Raw genomic sequence first — 20,307 nt, 5'->3', positions numbered from 1 at the left:
CCTTCCAGGGTACGGGGGCGCGGGAACCTGGTCGGCCGGTTGTCCGTTGACGGTGGCATGGGGGCGACGACAGGTCCGGCGGGGGCGGGACCGCCCGCGGGTGACGGGGACCGGCGGCTGGGGCGGCGGGCCCTGCTGATCGGCGGGGCCGCGGCGGCCGTGGGCACGGCGCTGCTGGCCCGCGAGGAGCTGTCCCGGTCGTGGTGGCGGCTGCCCGGGGTGGACAAGCCGCGGGTGGCGGGTGCGGTGGACTTCCGGGGCGCGCGCTGGGTGGCGGCCTCGGCGGCGAACTACCGGCGGGCGGACCGGCCGGCCGACTACCCGGTGGACCGGGTGGTCGTGCATGTCACCCAGGGCGGGTACGCGTCGGCGGTGCGGGCCTTCCAGGATCCCGGGCACGGCGCGGCGGCGCACTACATCGTGCGCGCGGACGGACGGATCACCCAGCTGGTCCGCGAGCTGGATGTGGCCTTCCACGCGGGCAACCGGGAGTACAACGAACGCAGCGTCGGCATCGAGCACGAGGGCTTCGTGGACGACCCGGCGTCCTTCACCGACGCCCTGTACGCGGCCTCGGCCCGGCTGACGGCCGCGATATGCGGGCGCTACGGCATCCCCGTGGACCGCGAGCACGTCATCGGGCACGCCCAGGTGCCGGGCACGGACCACACGGACCCGGGGCGGCTGTGGGACTGGGAGCGGTATCTGCGCCTCGCCGGCGCCGGGCGGGCGGGAGTCCCTAGGTGAGCCCCGCCGCGCGGGCGCGCTCCACGGCCGGGCCGATCGCCTTCGCCACGGCCTCGACGTCCGCCTCGGTGGAGGTGTGGCCGAGGGAGAAGCGCAGCGTGCCGCGGGCCAGGTCCGGGTCGGTGCCGGTGGCGAGGAGGACGTGGCTCGGCTGGGCGACGCCCGCGGTGCAGGCGGAGCCGGTGGAGCACTCGATGCCCTGGGCGTCCAGCAGGAGCAGCAGGGAGTCGCCCTCGCAGCCGGGGAAGCTGAAGTGCGCGTTGGCGGGGAGCCGGCCGCCGGGTGCGGGGTCGCCGCCGAGGATCGCGTCCGGTACGGCCTCGCGCACGGCGTCGACCAGCCGGTCGCGCAGGCCGCCGACCTCCCGCGCGAACCGCTCCCGGCGCTCGGCGGCGAGCCGGCCGGCGACGGCGAAGGAGGCGACGGCGGGCACGTCGAGCGTGCCGGAGCGGACGTGCCGTTCCTGGCCGCCGCCGTGCAGGACGGGTACGGGGGTGTACTCGCGGCCGAGGAGCAGGGCGCCGATGCCGTACGGACCGCCGATCTTGTGGCCGGAGACGGTCATGGCGGCGAGGCCGCAGGCGGCGAAGTCGACGGGGAGCTGGCCGAAGGCCTGGACCGCGTCGGCGTGCAGCGGGACGCCGAACTCGGCGGCCACTTCGGCGAGTTCGCGGACCGGCATGATCGTGCCGATCTCGTTGTTGGCCCACATCACGGTGGCCAGGGCTACGTCGTCGGGGTCGCGGGCGATGGCCTCGCGCAGCGCCTCGGGGTGGACGCGGCCGTAGCCGTCGACGGGGAGGTACTCGACGGTGGCGCCCTCGTGCTCGCCGAGCCAGTGCACGGCGTCGAGGACGGCGTGGTGCTCGACGGGACTGGCGAGGATGCGGGTGCGGGCGGGGTCGGCGGCGGCGCGGGACCAGTACAGACCCTTGACGGCGAGGTTGTCGGCCTCGGTGCCGCCCGAGGTGAACACGACCTCGCTGGGGCGGGCGCCGAGCGCTTCCGCGAGGGTCTCGCGGGCTTCCTCGACCGTACGGCGGGCCTGCCGGCCGGATGCGTGGAGGGAGGAGGCGTTGCCCGTGATGCTCAGCCGGGCGGTCAGTTCCTCTGCCGCCTCCGGGAGCATCGGGGTGGTCGCGGCGTGGTCGAGGTAAGCCATGGTGAGCCCGATTCTACGGCGCCCCGGCGGCCGGGTCGGGCGGCGAGGGGAAGCCGGGCCGAGCGGCGCCGCGGGCCCGCCGGGCCCGCCCGCGCTTGCTCACAGGCTCCAGGACACCGTCCCGGTCATCTCCATCGCGGTCACCAGGACCACCAGGTCGGCGACGCCCAGGGCGAGGCCCAGGCAGGCGCGGCCCCGGCGGCCGGTGCCGCGCCACAGGGCGGCCAGGGCGAGGACGATGGCGACCGGGCCGAGGAAGAGGTTGAGGACGAGCAGGCCGAGCAGGCCGAGGACGAAGGACGCGACGGCCATGCCGTCGGCGTCCCGGGTGCGCGGACGAGTGGCGGTGCGGCCGGTGCCGGCCGGTGCGGTGAGGTGCATGGTGCTCAGCTCCCGTAAGTCTGCGTCACGGTCGGACGACGTGCCGTGGCGGTCAGTCGGACGACGTGCGGCGGCGGCCGTGGCGTTCGCGGAGTGCGAAGACGCCGAGCCAGACGGCGATGACGGCGGCCAGGACGGCGCTGACGGTCAGCGGCGCGTGGGCGACGGTGCCCAGCACCACTCCGAGCAGCATGAGCGCGGCGACGAGGAACAGCATGGGATCGAATCCCCCCTCCGGGATGCCTCGTGTTCGGCCGGTGTGAAGTTTGGGTGAACAGTTGTAGTAACAGTTGTTCACTGACTTTGAGTGTAGCGCTTCCCGCGGCTTTCCAATTCCGGAGAACAGTTGTTAACTGGATGACATGAGTCACACCCTCGGCGTCCGGCAGGCCCAGAAGCAGAAGACCCGGCAGGCGTTCCTCGACGCGGCGCTCGCCCTGCTGGAGGAGCAGAGCCTGAGCAGTCTGGGCCTGCGCGAGGTCACCCGGGCCGTCGGGGTCGCCCCGACCGCCTTCTACCGGCACTTCCGCTCGACCGCCGACCTCGGGGTGGCCCTGGTCGACGAGGCGCTGGGCAGCCTGCATCCGATGGTGCGGACGACGGTGTCCACGACGGGTGACAGCGAGGAACGCATCGCGCGCGCTGTTCAGTTGATCGCCCGTCATGTGGCCGAGTACCCCGCACACGTGCGTTTCATCGCCCGCGAACGGCACGGCGGCGTCCAGCCCGTGCGCGAGGCCATCCGGGCCCAGCTGCACCGGTTCGCCGAGGAGGTGCGGGCCGAACTGGCCAAGGACCGGGAGGCCGAGGGCTGGAGCGACGACGACCTGCTGATGCTCGCGCATCTCTACGTCGACCAGATGCTCATCACCGCCTCGCTGTTCCTGGAGGCGCTGGAGGCCCCCGAGGAGGAGCGGCAGCGGGTGACCCGGCTCGCCACCCGCCAGCTGCGCCTCATCACCCTCGGCCGCACCCACTGGCTGGACTGACCCGGCCGGGCCCCGGCCCGCCGCCCGGCCGACGGCAGCCCCTCAGCGCCCTCCGCCCCCACAGACCGGACCGACCCGGCCCCGCGCCACCCCCCACCCACCGCCCGTAGCCTGCGCCACCCCGCCTCGGCCCGCGCTCCCGCCCGACCCGACGACAGACCCCTCCAGCGCCCCCCGCACCCACGCACAAACGCCGGAACCCCGCACCCGACCGCCAGCCCTCTCAGCGTCAACCGCAGGCACCGACCGAAGCCCCGCCCGCCGCAGACCCCGCCCGCCGGCCGGAACCCCGCCCGGGCGCAGACCCCCTCAGCGCCAGCCGCAAGCACCGACCGGAGCCCCGTCCGCCCCCAGCCTTCGCCCCCACCACCGCCCGACCCGACGCCCCCCCAGCGACCCCCACACCCACGCACAAACGCCGGAACCCCGCACCCGACCGCCAGCCCTCTCAGCGTCAACCGCAGGCACCGACCGAAGCCCCTCCCACCGCAGACCCCGCCCGCCGGCCGGAGCCCCGCCCGGGCACAGACCCCCTCAGCGCCAGCCGCAAGCACCGACCGGAGCCCCGCCCGCCCCCGGCCTTCGCCCCCACCACCGCCCGACCCGACGGCAGCCCCCTCCAGCGACCCCCACACCCACGCACAAACGCCGGAACCCCGCACCCGACCGCCAACTCTCTCAGCGTCAGCAGCAGGCACCGACCGAAGCCCCTCCCACCGCAGGCCGCGCCCGCCGGCCGGAGCCCCGCCCGGGCGCAGGTTCCCTCAGCTCTCGTCCGCCGTTTCCCTCTCCCCGTGCAGCGCCAGTACCGCACGGGCCCCCGCCACCAGTTCCGCGCGGGCCTCGGGCGGGTCCAGGATCTCGACGCGGTCGGAGAGTCCGAGGAGCTGGCGTACCGCCCGGAGCGTCGGGTAGGCCAGCCGGGCGGTGACCCACGGGCTCTCCCCGTCGTCCTCGGGCTCCGCCGTCAGCTGGGCGGCGACCAGCCGCCGGAACATGTCGGCCAGCTCGCGCCGGACCCGCACGGTGACCTCGATGCCGGTGCCCCGCTCCTCCACCCATTGCCGCAACTCCTCCCAGACCTCGGCGAGTTCCACCCCGGGCCGGCGCCGTACGGGATCCGCCAGCAGCCGGGCCGAGCGCACCCGGTCGGCGCGGAACAGCCGGGGCCGGCCGCGCCGGTCGGCCACCAGGTACCAGACTCCGGCCTTGGCCACGAGGCCGTACGGATCGACGGTGTACGTCCGCACCTCCCGCTCCCCGCTGTGCCGGTAGCGCAGCCTGAGGCGCCGGTCGGAGAAGACCGCGTCCTGGAGCACCGCCAGGTCGGCGGACCGCTCCGGGCCGCTCTTCCAGCGGGTGGCGTCGACCAGCACCCGGCGGCTGGTGACCTCGGCGGCGGGGCGGTGCGGGGCCGGCAGCGCGGCCATGACCTTGCGCAGGGCCGAGGCGAGCGCCGCGTCCAGGCCCAGCGCGGCATGGGCGCCCTGCGCGGCCAGGACGAACAGGGCCCGGGACTCGTCGGCGGTCAGCCCCGTGACATCGGTGCGGAAACCGGCGAGGAGCCCGATGCCGCCGTGCCGGCCGCGTTCGGCGTAGACCGGGACCCCGGCGGCGGACAGCGCCTCCACGTCCCGGTAGATGGTGCGGACCGACACCTCCAGCCGCTCGGCGAGTTCGGGCGCCGGGACCCGGCCCCGGGTCTGCAGGAGCAGCAGGATCGACAGCAGCCGGTCGGACTTCACCGCGCCAGGGTGTCGCCGGGCGGGCCCCGTGGCAAACCTGACGGCGGATGTCAGGTTTCCCGGGGAACGTACTCGCGAACCGAACGGACCGCACCGCACCGCCCGCCGCGGCGGAGCCCACGCACCCGAAGGAAGGCCGGTCATGACCACCGATCCCCGCCCGCTGTACACCCGTGCCACCGCCCAGGCCGCCCGGCTGATCCGGACCGTGCGCCCCGAGCAGCTGACCGCGCCCACGCCCTGTACCGAGTACGACGTGCGCGCGCTGCTCGGCCATGTCGTCGGCGGCACCCGCCGGATCGCCCTCGTCGGCGAGGCGGGTGAGGCGCAGGGCGAGCCGCTGACCGCCCCGGACGTGCCCGACGACGGCTGGGCGAAGGCCTACGACGGGGTCCGGGAGCAGACCCTGAGGGCCTGGGAGAGCGACGAGCGGATGGCCTCGTCGGTGACGGTCCCCTGGGGGGAGGTCTCCGGGCGGGCCGCCCTGTCGGCGTACGTCATGGAGATCGTGACGCACACCTGGGACCTGTCCGAGGCGGTCGGCCGGCCGCTCGCGCTCGACCCGGAACTGGCCGATTTCGCGCTGGCCGCGGCCCGGCAGGCGCTGCCCGACGGGCCCCGGGAGGGCCGGCCCTTCGACGCGCCGGTGCCGGCCCCCGAGGAAGCCGGCCCCTACGAGCGGCTGGCGGCCTGGCTGGGGCGTACGCCGCTCAGCCGAGCCTGACCCGGGCCAGCTGGCGGGACTGCGCGACCAGCCGGTCCGCGCTGTCCCAGACCTCGGCGTCCTCCTCCAGGAAACCGCCGGCCAGGTTGCGGGTGGTGATCGACACGCGCAGCGGGCCGGGGGCCGGGCGGTGGCGCACGTGGACGGTGAGTTCCACGGTCGGCACCCAGCCCTTGAGGCCCAGTTCGAAGGCGGTGGGCGGCAGGGCGTCCACGGCGAGGAGCAGCGAGAGCGGGTCGGCGTCGCGGCCGTCGGCGAGGCCGAACCAGGCGCGCATCTCCCCCTTGCCGGAGGGGGTGCCGAGGGCCCAGCCGGTGGTGGCGGGGTCCAGCTTGATCATCAGCCGGTCGGCGATGGCGTTGCTGCCGTCGATCGGCGCCGGGCCGTCCTCGGGGCCGAAGCACCGCTCCAGCGGCGGGATCGCGGGCGGGGTGGCCGTCGTACGGACGTCGTCGGGGAGGGCGGCCAGGTCGCCGTAGGAGGCGAGGACGCGGATGCGTTCGACCTCGTTGCCCTCGTCGTCGTACTGGAACAGCGAGGCCTGGCCGGTGGAGACGGTGCGGCCGGTGCGGACGGTCTCGGTGCGCACGACCGCCGGGCCGGGCCGGGAGGCGGTCAGGTAGTGGGCGGTGATGGAGAAGGGGTCCGGATGCGGGAGGGTGTCCGCGAGGGCCCGGCCGAGGACGGCCAGCAGATAGCCGCCGTTGACGGCGCTGATGATGGTCCAGCCGGCCGAGAGGTCGATGTCGTAGACGCCGGGCTCGCGCCGGGTGACCGCGGTGTCGCGGTCGAACTCGCTGTCGCCGATCGCGGCCGGCGTGGCGGGTACGGTAGCTGCTTCTGCCATGCGCGAAACGCTACAACATGAAAATACTAAGCGGTAGCTTTCTGCCCCCCTGGTTCCGGGACGGCTACTCCTCCGTCTACTCCTCCGTCTACTCCTCCGTCACCGTCGAGCGCCGGTTCCACGCTCGCGGTGCCCGCCAGTGGAACCGCATCGCCAGCAGGCGCAGCACGAACGCCGTGAGGGCCGCGAGCCCGCTGGTGAACGGGGTGAGGATGTCGTAGCGGATGCACAGCACGACCATCGCGGAGCCCACGATCGCCGGGACCGCGTACAGGTCGCGGTCCCAGCGCAGCAGCGAGGGCACCTCGTTGGCCAGCACGTCCCGCAGCACACCGCCGCCCACGGCGGTGGCCAGGCCCAGCGTCGCCGAGGCGGTCAGGCCGAGCCCGTGGCTGTACGCCTTCGTCGTGCCGCTGACGCAGAACAGGCCGAGGCCGGCCGCGTCGAAGACGAGCACCGCCGCCTGGATGCGCTCCACGTGCGGGTGCAGGAAGAAGACGACGAGCGCGGCGAGCAGCGGGGTGACGAAGTACCCGAGGTCCGTGAAGGCCGCCGGGGGGACGGCCCCGATGACCAGGTCACGGAACAGCCCGCCGCCCAGCGCGGTGACCTCGGCGAGCACGGCGATGCCGAACACGTCGAAGTTCTTCCGGACGGCCAGCAGGGCGCCGGAGATCGCGAACACGAATATCCCGATCACATCGAGCGTGTGCTGGACGGAGGGACTGAAGAGTTGCTGGAGCTGCACCGTGACATTTTCACCCGCCAGCGCGCCCAGACCTTACAAAGCCAGGTCAGAGCGCAGGTTTCCCTGGTGTGAACAGCCAGGTGCGGAAGAGGTCGTCCAGTTGCCGCCCGCTGATCCGCTCGGCGAGGCGGACGAAGTCGGCGGTGGAGGCGTTGCCGTACCGGTGGAGTTCGGTCCAGGCGGGCAGCAGCCGGAAGAAGGCCGGGTCGCCGATCCGCTCGCGCAGCATCTGGAGCGTCATCGCCCCGCGCTGGTAGACGGCGGAGGCGAACATGGTGTCCCGCTCCGGGGCGCCCGGCCTGACCTGCCAGAACGCGGAGTCCGCGGGCCGGGAGTCGTATCCGGCGCGGAAGGAGTCGTGGGCGGAGCGGGTGCCCTGGTGCTCGGCCCACAGCCACTGGGCGTAGGTGGCGAAGCCCTCGTTGAGCCAGATGTCGTTCCAGTGCGCCACGCTCACCGAGTCGCCGAACCACTGGTGGGCCAGCTCGTGCGCGATGGTCGTCTCGCTGCGCACGGCCGAGTAGGCGGGCTTGGACTGCACCTCCAGCGAGAACCCGGCCTCCGGCATGTCGTCGACGATGGCACCGGTCTCCTCGAAGGGGTACGGCCCGAAGACCTGCGACCAGTAGTCGGTGACGGCGGAGGTGACGCCGTAGACGTCGACGTTGTTGCCGTTCTTCAGCACGGGGTCGATCGCCACGTAGACCGGGATGCCGCCGGGGGTCCGCCCGGTGCGCACGTCGAACTTCCCGATGGTGGCGGTGGCGAGGTAGGTCGCCATCGGCTTGGACTCCCGCCAGTGGGTGTACGTCGAGTCGCCCCGGTCGCGCGTCGACACCAGCCGGCCGTTGGAGACGGCGGTCAGGCCCTTGGGCGCCTTGATCCGGATGTCGTAGGTGGCCTTGTCGGCGGGGTGGTCGCTGGACGGGAACCAGGTGGAGGCGGCGTTGGGCTCGCAGGCGACGAAGACGCCGTCGGCGGTCTTCATCCAGCCGTAGTCGGAGCCGAAGACGATGGGCCCGCCGAGGGCCTCGGGCACACCGCCGTAGGTGACGGAGACGGTGAAGTCACGGCCCTCGGGCAGCGCCCGGCGCGGGGTGACGGTGACCTCGTCGCCGTCCCGGGTGAACCGGGCCCTCCTTCCGTTCACCTCCACTCTGGTGATCTCCAGTTTCTGGAGGTCGAGGTCGAAGGAGGAGAGGGTCTGGGTGGCGCGTGCGGTGAGGGTGGTACGGCCGTCCAGGCGGCCGGTGGCGGGGGCGTAGGCCACGTCCAGGTCGTAGTGGCGGGCGTCGTAGCCGCCGTTGCCGAGGCGCGGGAAGTAGGGGTCGCCGATGCCGGGGGCGCCCGGGGTGGGGGGCGCGGAGGCGGCGATGGCCAGGAAGGAGGCCGCCGCGGTGACGAGGACTCCGATACGTGCCGAACGGGAGAGTGCCATGGGTCGTCCCTCTCGAGCGTGCCGATCAGTGGTCGGACACGGACGACTCTGCACTCTCCCGTTCAAGCATGTACATGACTTTGCTCAGTCGTCATGCGTCAGGTGCCGGACGGCTCCTGGGAGCCGGTCCCGGTGGAGGGCTTGCCCGGCGTCTTCTTGGCCGCCTTCCCGGTCGCCTTGCCGGTCGCCTTGCCGGTCGCCTTCGGCGTGGACTTCGCGCCGGGGCCGGTCTTCTCCCCGGACGTCTCCGCCGCCGCGGCGGCCGCGGCGGCCTCGGGAGCCGGAGCGGTGTCGGCGGCCTCGGCGACGGCTTCGGCGGACGCGGCGGCCTTGGCGGACGCGGTCGCCTCGGCCGACCCGGAAGCGGGGGCCTCTTCGGGGGCCTCCTCGGAAGCCGTGCCCTTCGCGGCCGGCTCCTTCTCGACGGCCGGCTTCTCCTCCGCCGCCGGCTCCGCCTCGCCCGCCGGCGCCTTCTCCGCCGCCGGTTCCTTCACGGCCGCCGGCTTCTCCTCGGCCGTGCCGTCGGAGACGACCGTGTCCGGGACCAGCTCCGACGCCTTCTTCGCCGCCGACAGCAGGACGGTGTCCTGCGGGGCCTGGTCGGCGAAGTTCTCCGGGTGGTGGCAGGCGACCCGCTGGCCCGGCTTCAGCTCGACGAGCTGCGGCTCGGTCGTCCGGCAGATCTCCGTCGCCTTCCAGCAGCGGGTGTGGAACCGGCAGCCGGAGGGCGGGGCGATCGGGGAGGGCACGTCACCGCGGAGCAGGATGCGCTCGTTCTTCTGCCCCCGGCGCTTGGTGTCCGGCACCGGCACCGCCGACATCAGCGCCTTGGTGTACGGGTGCATCGGCGCCTCGTACAGCGAGGTGCGGTCGGCCAGCTCCACGATCTTGCCGAGGTACATCACCGCGATCCGGTCCGAGACGTGCCGGACCACGGAGAGGTCGTGGGCGATGATCACGTACGTCAGGCCCAGCTCCTGCTGGAGGTCGTCCATGAGGTTGACGACCTGCGCCTGGATCGACACGTCCAGCGCGGAGACCGGCTCGTCCGCGACCACCAGCTTCGGCTTCAGGGCGAGCGCGCGGGCGATGCCGATGCGCTGGCGCTGGCCGCCGGAGAACTCGTGCGGGTAGCGGTTGTAGTGCTCGGGGCTGAGGCCGACCAGCGACAGCAGCCGCTGGACCTCCTTCTTCACCCCGCCCTCGGGCTCCACGCCCTGGAGCCGGAAGGGCGCCGAGACGATCGAGCCGATGGTGTGGCGGGGGTTCAGGGAGCCGTACGGGTCCTGGAAGATCATCTGGATGTCGCGGCGCAGCGGGCGCATCTGTCCGCTGCTCAGCCGCGTGATGTCCCGGCCCTCGAAGGTGATCTTCCCGCCGGTCGGGTCCTGGAGACGGGTGATGACCCGGCCCATGGTCGACTTGCCGCAGCCCGACTCGCCGACCACGCCCAGGGTCTCGCCCTTGCGCACCTCGAAGTCGATGCCGTCGACGGCCTTCACGGCGCCGACCTGACGCTGCAGGATGCCCTTCTTGATCGGGAAGTGCTTGGTCAGGCCCTCGACCCTGAGCAGCACCTCGCGGTCCGCCGAGCCCTCGGAGGCCGGCGCCTGCTGGGGGATCGCGGCCTCGTCCGTCTTCTTGGTCTCACTCACAGCTTCGGCGCAATCTCTTCGGTCCAGATCCGCTGGCGGTCCTCGGTCGGGAGGTGACAGGCCGACCAGTGCCCGGTGCTCACCTGCTCCAGCTCGGGGCGCACCGTGCGGGTGACGTTCCCCTTGGGGATGTCCGCGTACGGGCAGCGCGGGTGGAAGGCACAGCCCGAGGGGACGTTGATGAGGCTCGGCGGCTGGCCCTTGACCGGGATGAGCCGTTCGGAGGTCTCGCGGTCGATGCGGGGCATCGAGCCGAGCAGGCCCCAGGTGTAGGGGTGCTGCGGCTGCTCGAAGACCTCGTCGGCCGGGCCGCGCTCCACGCACCGGCCGCCGTACATCACCAGGACCTCGTCGGCGATCTCCGCGACCACGCCGAGATCGTGCGTGATCATGATGACCGCGGAGCCGAACTCCTTCTGGAGGTCGCGGATCAGGTCGAGGATCTGCGCCTGGACGGTCACGTCGAGGGCGGTGGTCGGCTCGTCCGCGATGAGCAGCTCGGGGTTGTTGACCAGGGCCATGGCGATCATGGCGCGCTGGCGCATACCGCCGGAGAACTCGTGCGGGTAGCCGTCGACGCGCTTGGCGGGCTCGGGGATGCCGACCCGGTCGAGCATCTCGATGGCCCGGGTGCGGGCGACCTTCTTGCTGACGTCGTGGTGCACCCGGTACGCCTCGACGATCTGGTCGCCGACCTTGTAGTAGGGGTGCATCGCGGACAGCGGGTCCTGGAAGATCATCGCCATCTCCCGGCCGCGCAGCTTGCGCACCTCGTCCGGGGAGGCGGAGACCAGTTCCTTGCCGTCCAGCCAGATCTCGCCGGACATCCGCACGTTCTTGCCGCGCGCGCCGAGCCGGTGCAGGCCCATGATGGCCAGCGAGGTCACCGACTTGCCGGAGCCGGACTCGCCCACGATGGCGAGGGTCTTGCCCTTCTCCAGCGAGAAGCTGACCCCGTCGACGGACTTGACCAGGCCGTCGTCGGTCGGGAAGTGGACCTTGAGGTCGCGGACCTCGAGGAAGGCTTCGGAGGCCTTGGCGGGGGCGGACTCGCCCGCCGCGGTGCCGGTCTTGGAGAGTTCGGTCACGAGAGCCTCACCCGCGGGTCGGCGGCGGCGTAGAGCACGTCCACCACAAGATTTGCGATCACGACGAAGAAGGCGGCGAGCAGGGTCACGCCGAGGATCTTGGGCAGGTCGTTGTCGGTGATGCCCTGCACCGCGTACTCGCCGATGCCGTGCAGCGAGAACACGGACTCGGTGATCACGGCGCCGCCGAGCAGCAGACCGAGGTCCATGCCGAAGACGGTGATGATCGGGGTGAGCGCGGAGCGCAGCCCGTGCTTGACCACCACCCGGCGCTCGACCAGGCCCTTGGCCCGGGCGGTGCGGATGAAGTCCTCGTTCATCGTCTCCAGCATCCCCGAGCGGGTCAGCCGGGCGTAGATGGCGGAGTACAGCAGGGCGAGCGAACACCAGGCCAGGAAGAGGGTGTTGGCCCACTGCGCCGGGTTCTCCGTGAGCGGGACGTAGGTGCGACCGAAGATGGGGATCTGCACGGTGAAGAGCAGCTGCGCCAGCTTGCCCGTGAAGAACATGGGCAGCGAGACACCGGCGAGCGCGACGCCCATGAAGAGGCGGTCGAAGAACGACCGCGGCTTCAGCGCGGAGATCACGCCGACCACCACACCGGAGATGAGCCACAGCACGGCGGCGCCCGCGGCCAGCGAGGCCGTGATCGGGATGCGGGAGGTCAGCTCCGGCCAGACCGCCTGGTGGTTCTTGAAGGAGTAGCCGAAGCACGGCGCGTCGCAGTGCACCGTGGTCGGGCCGAGGTCGTACGTGGCGCCGGCCACGATCCCCTTGATGAAGTGCCAGTACTGGACGTAGACGGGCTGGTCCAGACCGAGGTTGTGCTTGACCGCGGCGATGTCCGCCTTCGACGGGCTCTTGCCGATGTACTGCTGTGCCAGCTGGTCCGCCGTCTGGCCGGCGAGTCGCGGCAGCAGGAAGAAGATGGCGAAGGTGACCGCGGAGACGACCAGCAGCAGGATCACTGCCGCGAACGTCCGGCGGAGGATGTACGAGATCACGGGGGCCGGCGCTGGTGCCCGCGGGCGGGGAGGCCCACGGGCACCAATGCCTTCACCTGCCTTCCGGGGCTGCTACTTCGACGCGACGCCGATGTTGAGGTAGTCGTACTGACCGCTGAAGGCCGCCGTGGAAACCAGGTTGGTGTAGTTCTGCGGACGGCCCAGCAGGACCTTGAAGTAGGTCAGCGGGACGAGGACGGCGTCGTCCATGGTCTTCTTGTCGATCTGGGTGTAGAGGCTGTTGCGCTCGCCGGTGTCCTGGGTGGCGATCGCCTTGCCCAGCAGCTGGTTGACTTCCTTGTTGTCGTACTGCGACAGGTTGGTGCTGCCGGACTGGCTGATCGCCTTGCCGTTCAGGATCTGCTGCAGGAAGCCGTAGCCGGAGGGCCAGTCGGCACCCCACTGCATCATCATCAGGCCGATGTTCTGCTTCTGGGTGAACTTCGGCACGCCGGCGTAGTCCGTGAAGTACTTGCCGGACGGGTACTGCTTGAGGCTGGCGTTGATGCCGACCTTCTTCAGCGAGTTGATGATCGCGGTGGCCGCGTCGATCTCCTGCGGACGGTCCGAGCGGGCCGTGATGTTGGTGGAGATCGAGGTCTTGCCGCAGGCCTTCAGCTGGTCCTTGGCCTTGGCGACGTCGCCCTTGCTGTCCTTGGTGGCGTAGGCGTCGGCCTTGGCGTAGCCCGGGATGTCCGGGGGCAGGACGGTGGAGGCGATCTCACCGCGGACCGGGCCGCCCTCGGCGGTCTGCACGGAGACCTTGTCGATGGCGTACTGCACGGCCTTGCGGCACTCGGGCTTGTCGAACGGCTTCAGCTTGCTGTTGATCGCCAGGTAGACGAGGCGGCCGCCGTAGGTGTTGTCCGTGTTGGCCTTCTTGGCCTCGTCGGTGAGCACCTCGGCCTGGGTGGAGGCCTGGACACCGGTGCCGACCAGGTCGATGGCGTTGCCGGCCGTGACGTCCTGGTCGATGGTCTCCGGGTTGACCTTCAGCTTGACGACGATCCTGTCCGGCAGCTGCTTGCGCAGCGGGTCGGTCTTCGGGTCCCAGTTCTCGTTGCGCACGAGCACGGCCTGCTTGCCGTCCTCGTAGCTCTGGAACTTGTAGGAGCCGGAGGACACGATGTGCTTGACGTAGTCGACGCCGGTGTCCTTCGCCTTGGGCACCGGAGCCGTCTGCGGGGTGGCGACCAGGTAGTCGAACTCCTGGAAGGCCTGCTTGAGGTGGAAGACGATCGTGGTGTCGTCCGGCGTCGCGATGGAGGAAAGGCCCTTGGGGTTCTTGTCCTTGTACGGGCCCTTGTACTTGTCGCCGCCGGCCATGAACTGCTGGAAATAGTTCGGGCCGAGGGAGAGCACGTCACGCGCGAAGTTGGAGCGCTCGACGGCGTACTTGACGTCCTTCGAGGTGATCGGCGTGCCGTCCTCGTACTTCAGGCCCGCACGCAGCTTGTACGTCCAGGTCTTGCCGCCGTCGCTGGGCTGGCCCTTGCTCGCCGCGAGGTCCGGGACGAGGGTGTTGCCCTCGTCGCCCGGGCCGGGCTTGAAGGTCATCAGCGGACGGGCGTACAGCCGGCTGAGGTTGTACATGTACGCGTAGTACGTGTTGCCCGGGTCGAAGGAGTCCGGGACGTCGGACATCTCGTAGGTGACCGTGCCGCCCTTCTTGTCCGACGCGTTCACGACGCCCTTGGTCGCGGCGTTGGCCCCGGCCGACTTGGTGCCGTTCTCGTTGGTGTTGTCATCGGCCTTGCTGCAACCCGAAAGAAACAGGCTGGCGGAGCCGATGGCCGCGATAGCGGCCAGCGCTGACCTTCGCATGATGGGCGCTTTCCCCTCCATTGATTGGAAAATTGTCGGACTCTCCGCAGCAGGCTTCAGCGGCTGCGCGGGTCGAGAGCGTCGCGGAGACCGTCACCGAGCAGGTTGAACGCCAGGACGGTGACGAAGATGGCGAGTCCGGGGATGATCATGTACTGGGGGTCCACCTGGTAGTAGGTGACAGCCTCGCGGAGCATGCCGCCCCAGGACGCCTGCGGGGGCTGGATGCCGACGCCGAGGAAGCTCAGCGACGCCTCGAAGATGATGTTGGTCGGGATCAGCAGCGTCGAGTAGACGATGATCGGGCCGACCAGGTTCGGCATCAGTTCCCGGAACAGGATGTACGGGGCCTTGGCGCCCATGCCCCGGGCCGCGTCGACGAACTCGCGCTCGCGCAGGGCCAGGGTCTGGCCGCGCACGATCCGGCCCAGATACGGCCAGTTGAAGAAGCCGATGACGAAGATGAGCACGCTCAGGTGGAGCGGCAGGCCGTTGAGGCCGAAGGCGCCGCCCTGGAGGGTGGCGGAGATGGCGATCGCGAACAGCAGGAGGGGGAAGGCGAGGAAGGTGTCCATCAGCCGGCTGATGATCGAGTCCACCCGCCCGCCGTAGTAGCCCGCGATGACACCCATGATCGCGCCGATGACGTTGGACAGGATGGTGGCGCCGAAGGCGACCACCAGCGACACCCAGGAGCCCTCCAGGATGCGGGTGGCGATGTCCCGGCCGAACTTCGGGTCCACACCGAGCGGGTGGTCCGCGCTCATGCCGCCCCAACTGCCCGTGGGCAGCGAGGTGTCCGGGGTGATCAGGTCCTGGTGGAAGGCGTTGGGGTCGAGGCCGAACACGGCCTGGATGGGGCGCGAGAGGACGGCGAGGAGGATCAGCAGGATCACGATGACGCCGCCGGCGACGGCGGCCTTGTCCTTCTTGAACCGGGTCCAGGCGATCTGGCCCAGGGAACGACCCTCGATCTGCCCCTTACCGGCACCCTCCAGCACAGCCTCCGGCTGTGCCTCGGCTGCCGCCCCGGTGGTCTCGATCGGTGCGGTCACGGTGAGCGACCCCTCTCGCCGGTGGTGACCGGCCTGCGCCTGCCGCGGATTGCGGCTTTGTCGACTTGCCATCGATCACAAGGCCGCGGCCTCGTGTCTGAGTCGCGAGTCTTCAGCGTGGTTGTGATCACCCGCCAGAGCTGACGGCGAAAGTATGCGCAACCGTGATGCAGTGCGGGGGATTCCGTTATCCGAACAGCGGGTAACGTCCCCCGGACGTGGGTCAGTTGGGACAGAACGGCGATTCCATGCGGTTCCGGACGTTCGGGTCGATGTCTACGCGCGCAGAAGCGACCCGATCCTATGGATTATGCGGCTCCGTCAATAAACCCGCTCGGCCGCCGAGTTGGTCAGTAGCCGCCGTGCGCCGGCGGATAGCCGTACCCGCCGGCCGGGGTCTGCGGCGGGGGCGGCACCTGGAGCGGGGGCTGCTGCGGCGGCACCGGGGCGTGCGCCTCGCGGTCGTAGAAGGGGCGCGCGTGGGCCCGCATCCACATCACCACCGGGTCGTAGCCGTCGGTCATGGCGACCGTCGAGACCGGCAGCCCCTCCGGGACCGCGCCGATGGACTGCTGCATCATGGCCCGCACCGAGTCCACCGCGGCGGGCGAGGTGTCGTACACGTCCAGCCCGATGGCGAGGTACGGCGCCCCGAGCGCCGGCTGCACCCAGGCGCGGCGCAGCGAGCGCAGCGCGGGGGTGCGGTGCGCGTTCTGCGCCAGCAGGGCGTAGAACTGCGGGATCTCGATGCCGGGTTCCGACAGGCGCAGCGGGCCGGCGGGCTGGCGGTCCAGACCGGTCGCGATGCGGCGCAGGTCCGGCCAGGGGATGCCGACGCCGCCGCCCGGGGCGTGCGGGTTGAGCCAGAGGCCGTAGTGGTCGGGGTAGAGGATGCGGGCCACGTCCAGGCCGTCGGCCACCTCGTAGGAACGGTTCCAGCCACTGGCCGACAGCTCCTGGGCGGAGGTGACGCAGGGGGCGTAGGGGAAGCCGTCCACCTCCATGGTCCCGTACTGGGCGTCCGGGGCGCCGGCCTGGCCGTGCCACAGGAACATGAAGACCTGGCCGGCGGAGGGGGTGGCGAGGGCGCGGAGCAGGGCCTCGTAGGCGTCGTAGCGTCCGGGCGTGACCTGGCGCAGCATGTGCTCGACGCTGCCGCTGTGGCTCGCGCTCACCTGGTGTGCCCCTTCTTTTCTGTGACCCGGCGTTTGAGCACAGCTTATGCGCCTACCGGCTCGGGGCCTTCGGTTCGCTCGCGTGTGCGGGTGCGTGGAGGGTTCCCCGCGCCCCTGCGGGGCTCGGGTCAGTGGCCGTACTGGTAGAAGGGGCGGACGTTCGTCTTCAGCCAGGTCGCCACCGGGTCGTCCGTGACGTCCAGGAGGACCAGGTTGACGGGCCACTTGACGGGGACCGCGGTCAGGGCCCTGCCGAGGGCCTGGAGGGGCAGGGCGCGCAGGTCTCCTTCCCACTGGGAGAGTTCGACGCCCACGAACAGCGCCGGGTCGGCCGTCTCGACGGCGGCCAGGCAGCGGCGGGCGGTGAGGACCACGCCGGTCTCGGCGAACTCGGCACGGGCGGCGGCGAGGAAGTCGACCGGGTCGTCCTGCCAGTCGGGCTCGAAGAGGCGGACCCGGCCGCCGGTGCCCGGGCCGTCGAGCGGGGTGCGGCCCACCCGGCACAGCTCGGCCACCGCCTCGGGCGGCAGCGGTATGCCGACCACGCCCTCGGGGTTGACGGCGATCCCCACCTGCGGGGGCAGACCGCGCGCGAACTCCACCGCCGGGGCGATGGTGTACGCCATGTGGGAGCCGGCCACCTGGCGCAGCTGTTCCTCGGAGCTGAACACCGGGACGTACGCCTGGCCGCCGATGTCCAGCGTCGGCAGGTCCAGCGGGCCGCTGTCCGGGCCCCCGCCGTTCGGCAGCGGGATCCACAGGAAGCTGCGGCCGAGGACCTCGACGATCCGGCCGCCCGCCGCGGGGATGCCGAGGGAGGCCGACAACACCTCCTCCAGCTCGTTGCCGGGCCAACCGCCGTGCGGGTGCGGGTGCGCCTGTGCCGGGAAGTCCGCCGGGAAGTCCATGTGCCTACCGCCTGCTGGGAACCACTGGTGTGACCATGAAGGCTAGCGGGTGGCGCCGACAGTGCCTCACCGAGTGAAGCCGACGCGGACGAGGACGTCCGCCGCGTCCCGGTCCAGCAGCACCGCCGCACCGCAGCCGGCCGGCAGTCTCCCCTTCTCCACCGCGCGCAGCAGCCGGGCGGTGGTGCGGCGGTGACGGCCGAAGGCGTAGCGGGAGACGCCCCGGCCGCGCTCGCGCTGGCCCTGCCGGGCCGTCTCGGGGCTGACGTCCAGGAGCAGCAGGTGCAGGGTGCCGCCCCGGCGCCGGGCCTCGCGGGCCAGCCAGGCGCGCACCCACGGCTGGGTGCCGCAGTCGTGCACGACGAGTCCCTCGCCGGTGCGCAGGGCCCGGCGCAGTCCGGCGTAGTGGGCGAGGCGGACCAGGGGGCGGTAGAGCGCGTAGGGCAGGAAGCCGGGGACGCGGGCCTGCCAGTGGTCGCGGGTGTCCTGGGAGTCGACGCGGCGGCCGGTGACCGCGCGGCGCATCAGGGTGGACTTGCCGCTGCCGGGCAGGCCGGTGATCACCACCAGGTCGCGGGGGCCGAAGAGGAGGGCGTGCGGGCTGCGCCCGGCCCGGTCGCGCAGGTCGCGGACGACCGGCGCGGGGCGGTCCGCGCCCCGCTCGCGGGCCGCCGCGGAGGGCTGTCCCGGCACCGCGGGACCGGCGTGGGCGGCGTAGGCCGAGGTCCTGTTCACCGTGATCGTCCTCCCGGGGGCTCGGTCGATCCCCTGCCCGTTCTGTGTAAAGAGAAGGTAATGGAGAACGGTCGGCGGTTCGTGTGCGTACGGCCACAGGTCGGTCACAACCGGCGTGCTCTGGATGGCCGGGGTGCGGCGTGCAATGATGAGCCCGCCAACTGCATACCGGCCGTTTGAATCCGCGCGGGAGAGTCCCCGGGCCCCCTCGGGGCCGCCTGGGGCGCCGAAGGAGCAAGTCCCTCCCTTGAATCTCTCAGGCCCCGTTACCGCGCGGGCGAGGCACATCTGAAAAGCGGGCCGCCGCCGTCGGCGGTCCCACCCAAGGTGCAAGCCGGCGATCGTCCCCGTGGCGGTCGTGGCGAACCTCTCAGGTCCCGATGACAGATGGGGAGGAACGTTCCTCGCCCGTCCTTTGCCCTGGGAGACGACCGACCGATGAGCAGTACCGAACTCCGTCATACCGCGCTCGACGCCGTGCACCGCTCGCTGGGCGCGACGATGACCGACTTCGCCGGCTGGGACATGCCCCTGCGCTACGGCTCCGAGCGCGACGAGCACACCGCCGTGCGCACCCGGGCCGGTCTGTTCGACCTGTCCCACATGGGCGAGATCACCGTGACCGGCGCCGAGGCCGCCGCCTTCCTGAACTTCGCCCTGGTCGGCAACATCGCCTCCGTCGGCGTCGGCCGCGCCCGCTACACCATGATCTGCCGGGCCGACGGCGGCATCCTGGACGACCTGATCGTCTACCGGCTGGCCGAGACCGAGTACATGGTCGTGGCCAACGCCTCCAACGCCCAGGTGGTGCTGGACGCGCTCACCGAGCGCGCGGCCGGCTTCGCCGCCGAGGTCCGTGACGACCGGGACGCCTACGCGCTGATCGCGGTGCAGGGCCCCGAGTCCCCCGGCATCCTGAAGTCCCTGACCGACGCCGACCTGGACGGCCTGAAGTACTACGCCGGCCTGCCCGGCACGGTGGCCGGCGTCCCGGCGCTGATCGCCCGCACCGGCTACACCGGCGAGGACGGCTTCGAGCTGTTCGTGAAGCCGGAGCACGCCGTCGCCCTCTGGCAGGCGCTGTCCGAGGCGGGCGAGGGCGTCGGTCTGGTCCCGTGCGGGCTGTCCTGCCGGGACACGCTGCGCCTGGAGGCGGGCATGCCGCTGTACGGGCACGAGCTGTCCACCTCCCTGACCCCCTTCGACGCCGGGCTGGGCCGCGTGGTCAAGTTCGAGAAGGAGGGCGACTTCGTGGGCCGCGCGGCGCTGGCCGAGGCCGCCGCCCGGGCGGAGCAGAACCCGCCCCGGGTGCTGGTCGGGCTGGTCGCCGAGGGCCGCCGGGTGCCGCGCGCCGGGTACGCCGTGGTGGCCGGCGGCGAGGTGATCGGCGAGGTCACCTCCGGCGCCCCCTCCCCCACCCTGGGCAAGCCGATCGCCATGGCCTACGTCGACGCGGCGCACGCGGCGCCGGGCACCGAGGGCGTCGGCGTGGACATCCGGGGCGCCCACGAGCCGCACCAGGTCGTGGCGCTGCCGTTCTACAAGCGCCAGAAGTAGCCGCCGGGCGCACGCCCGCGGGTCCCGGTCCCCGGTCCCGCGGCGGTCCGTGACCCTGCGCACATTCGCCCGCTCACCAGCGGTTTCCCACGTCCCCCCGTCACCATCACTCCCGCGCGTACAGGAGAATTCAGGCCATGAGCAACCCCCAGCAGCTGCGCTACAGCAAGGAGCACGAGTGGCTGTCGGACGCCGAGGACGGCGTCTCGACGGTCGGCATCACGGAGCACGCGGCCAACGCGCTCGGCGATGTCGTCTTCGTCGAGCTCCCCGAGGTCGGCTCCACGGTGTCCGCGGGCGAGTCCTGCGGCGAGCTGGAGTCGACGAAGTCGGTCTCCGACCTGTACTCGCCGGTCACCGGTGAGGTCACCGAGGTCAACGAGGACGTCGTCAACGACCCGTCGCTGGTGAACTCGGCCCCCTTCGAGGGCGGCTGGCTGTTCAAGGTACGCGTCACCGAGGAGCCGGCCGAGCTGCTCTCCGCGGACGAGTACACCGCCTTCACCGCCGGCTGAGGAGTCGTAG

The 20,307-nt window shown here is 71.8% G+C and carries 20 protein-coding genes and 1 riboswitch; of the genes, 5 read left to right on the top strand and 15 right to left on the bottom strand.

What is annotated here, in order from left to right:
* Positions 1–57 precede the first annotated feature (57 nt).
* Positions 58–747, top strand: a complete 690-nt coding sequence (locus AB0E62_RS32495) for an N-acetylmuramoyl-L-alanine amidase (protein ID WP_362201969.1) — start codon at positions 58–60, stop codon at positions 745–747.
* On the opposite strand, the gene AB0E62_RS32490 is transcribed toward AB0E62_RS32495, so the two are convergent.
* The 3 genes from AB0E62_RS32490 to AB0E62_RS32480 form a co-directional block, all read right to left on the bottom strand.
* On the bottom strand, positions 740–1,909 hold the full coding sequence (locus AB0E62_RS32490; RefSeq protein WP_362201966.1) for a cysteine desulfurase family protein: 1,170 nt from the start codon (positions 1,907–1,909) through the stop codon (positions 740–742). The two genes, AB0E62_RS32495 and AB0E62_RS32490, sit on opposite strands and share 8 nt — an antisense overlap.
* A 99-nt stretch (positions 1,910–2,008) precedes the next feature.
* Entirely contained in the window at positions 2,009–2,290 is a 282-nt protein-coding gene (locus tag AB0E62_RS32485) for a DUF4190 domain-containing protein (protein ID WP_362201963.1), read from the bottom strand.
* A 52-nt stretch (positions 2,291–2,342) separates the two neighbouring features.
* Positions 2,343–2,507: a hypothetical protein gene (locus AB0E62_RS32480; RefSeq protein WP_030614499.1), complete on the bottom strand. Its 165-nt coding sequence runs from the start codon at positions 2,505–2,507 to the stop codon at positions 2,343–2,345.
* A gap of 145 nt (positions 2,508–2,652) precedes the next feature.
* On the opposite strand from AB0E62_RS32480, the gene AB0E62_RS32475 reads away from it, so the two are divergent.
* Positions 2,653–3,279, top strand: coding sequence for a TetR family transcriptional regulator (locus tag AB0E62_RS32475; protein WP_362201960.1), 627 nt, complete (start codon positions 2,653–2,655; stop codon positions 3,277–3,279).
* Positions 3,280–4,043: 764 nt separating this feature from the next.
* Here AB0E62_RS32475 and AB0E62_RS32470 read toward each other — a convergent pair.
* Positions 4,044–5,024, bottom strand: a complete 981-nt coding sequence (locus tag AB0E62_RS32470) for a WYL domain-containing protein (RefSeq protein WP_362201957.1) — start codon at positions 5,022–5,024, stop codon at positions 4,044–4,046.
* Between the two features lie 142 nt (positions 5,025–5,166).
* On the opposite strand from AB0E62_RS32470, the gene AB0E62_RS32465 reads away from it, so the two are divergent.
* Positions 5,167–5,748: a TIGR03086 family metal-binding protein gene (locus tag AB0E62_RS32465; protein WP_362201954.1), complete on the top strand. Its 582-nt coding sequence runs from the start codon at positions 5,167–5,169 to the stop codon at positions 5,746–5,748.
* On the opposite strand, the gene AB0E62_RS32460 is transcribed toward AB0E62_RS32465, so the two are convergent.
* The 11 genes from AB0E62_RS32460 to AB0E62_RS32410 form a co-directional block, all read right to left on the bottom strand.
* Positions 5,735–6,595 carry a thioesterase family protein gene (locus AB0E62_RS32460; RefSeq protein WP_362201948.1) on the bottom strand — a complete coding sequence of 287 codons (861 nt, stop codon included), beginning with the start codon at positions 6,593–6,595 and terminating at the stop codon, positions 5,735–5,737. The genes AB0E62_RS32465 and AB0E62_RS32460 overlap by 14 nt on opposite strands.
* A gap of 88 nt (positions 6,596–6,683) precedes the next feature.
* Complete coding sequence (locus tag AB0E62_RS32455) at positions 6,684–7,343, bottom strand: trimeric intracellular cation channel family protein (protein WP_362201945.1); 660 nt, start codon at positions 7,341–7,343, stop codon at positions 6,684–6,686.
* A 46-nt stretch (positions 7,344–7,389) separates the two neighbouring features.
* Positions 7,390–8,781 (bottom strand): M1 family metallopeptidase, encoded by a 1,392-nt coding sequence (locus tag AB0E62_RS32450; RefSeq protein ID WP_362201942.1) that lies wholly within the window; start codon positions 8,779–8,781, stop codon positions 7,390–7,392.
* A 98-nt stretch (positions 8,782–8,879) separates the two neighbouring features.
* Complete coding sequence (locus AB0E62_RS32445; RefSeq protein ID WP_362201939.1) at positions 8,880–10,436, bottom strand: dipeptide ABC transporter ATP-binding protein; 1,557 nt, start codon at positions 10,434–10,436, stop codon at positions 8,880–8,882.
* Positions 10,433–11,524, bottom strand: a complete 1,092-nt coding sequence (locus tag AB0E62_RS32440) for an ABC transporter ATP-binding protein (RefSeq protein WP_362201936.1) — start codon at positions 11,522–11,524, stop codon at positions 10,433–10,435. The genes AB0E62_RS32445 and AB0E62_RS32440 overlap by 4 nt, the downstream gene beginning before the upstream one ends.
* On the bottom strand, positions 11,521–12,528 hold the full coding sequence (locus AB0E62_RS32435) for an ABC transporter permease (protein WP_362201933.1): 1,008 nt from the start codon (positions 12,526–12,528) through the stop codon (positions 11,521–11,523). Before AB0E62_RS32435 ends, AB0E62_RS32440 begins: the two co-directional genes overlap by 4 nt.
* Positions 12,529–12,600: 72 nt before the next feature.
* On the bottom strand, positions 12,601–14,373 hold the full coding sequence (locus tag AB0E62_RS32430) for an ABC transporter substrate-binding protein (protein ID WP_362201930.1): 1,773 nt from the start codon (positions 14,371–14,373) through the stop codon (positions 12,601–12,603).
* A gap of 35 nt (positions 14,374–14,408) precedes the next feature.
* On the bottom strand, positions 14,409–15,407 hold the full coding sequence (locus AB0E62_RS32425; RefSeq protein ID WP_362201927.1) for an ABC transporter permease: 999 nt from the start codon (positions 15,405–15,407) through the stop codon (positions 14,409–14,411).
* 350 nt (positions 15,408–15,757) lie between these two features.
* The gene (locus tag AB0E62_RS32420) at positions 15,758–16,549 is read right to left on the bottom strand and encodes an enhanced serine sensitivity protein SseB C-terminal domain-containing protein (RefSeq protein ID WP_362202050.1); all 792 of its coding nucleotides are present in this window, start codon (positions 16,547–16,549) and stop codon (positions 15,758–15,760) included.
* A gap of 161 nt (positions 16,550–16,710) precedes the next feature.
* Entirely contained in the window at positions 16,711–17,490 is a 780-nt protein-coding gene (locus AB0E62_RS32415) for an enhanced serine sensitivity protein SseB (RefSeq protein WP_362201924.1), read from the bottom strand.
* 66 nt (positions 17,491–17,556) lie between these two features.
* Complete coding sequence (locus AB0E62_RS32410; RefSeq protein WP_362201921.1) at positions 17,557–18,225, bottom strand: AAA family ATPase; 669 nt, start codon at positions 18,223–18,225, stop codon at positions 17,557–17,559.
* 177 nt (positions 18,226–18,402) lie between these two features.
* Positions 18,403–18,507, top strand: a riboswitch (glycine riboswitch).
* A 156-nt stretch (positions 18,508–18,663) separates the two neighbouring features.
* On the opposite strand from AB0E62_RS32410, the gene gcvT reads away from it, so the two are divergent.
* Positions 18,664–19,782, top strand: a complete 1,119-nt coding sequence (gene gcvT / locus AB0E62_RS32405) for a glycine cleavage system aminomethyltransferase GcvT (RefSeq protein ID WP_362201918.1) — start codon at positions 18,664–18,666, stop codon at positions 19,780–19,782.
* 137 nt (positions 19,783–19,919) lie between these two features.
* On the top strand, positions 19,920–20,297 hold the full coding sequence (gene gcvH / locus AB0E62_RS32400; RefSeq protein ID WP_362201915.1) for a glycine cleavage system protein GcvH: 378 nt from the start codon (positions 19,920–19,922) through the stop codon (positions 20,295–20,297).
* Positions 20,298–20,307 lie beyond the last annotated feature (10 nt).

The sequence above is a fragment of the Streptomyces sp. NPDC038707 genome (assembly GCF_040636485.1).
GTDB lineage: Bacteria > Actinomycetota > Actinomycetes > Streptomycetales > Streptomycetaceae > Streptomyces.
This window is presented reverse-complemented; position numbering and strand designations above follow the sequence as displayed.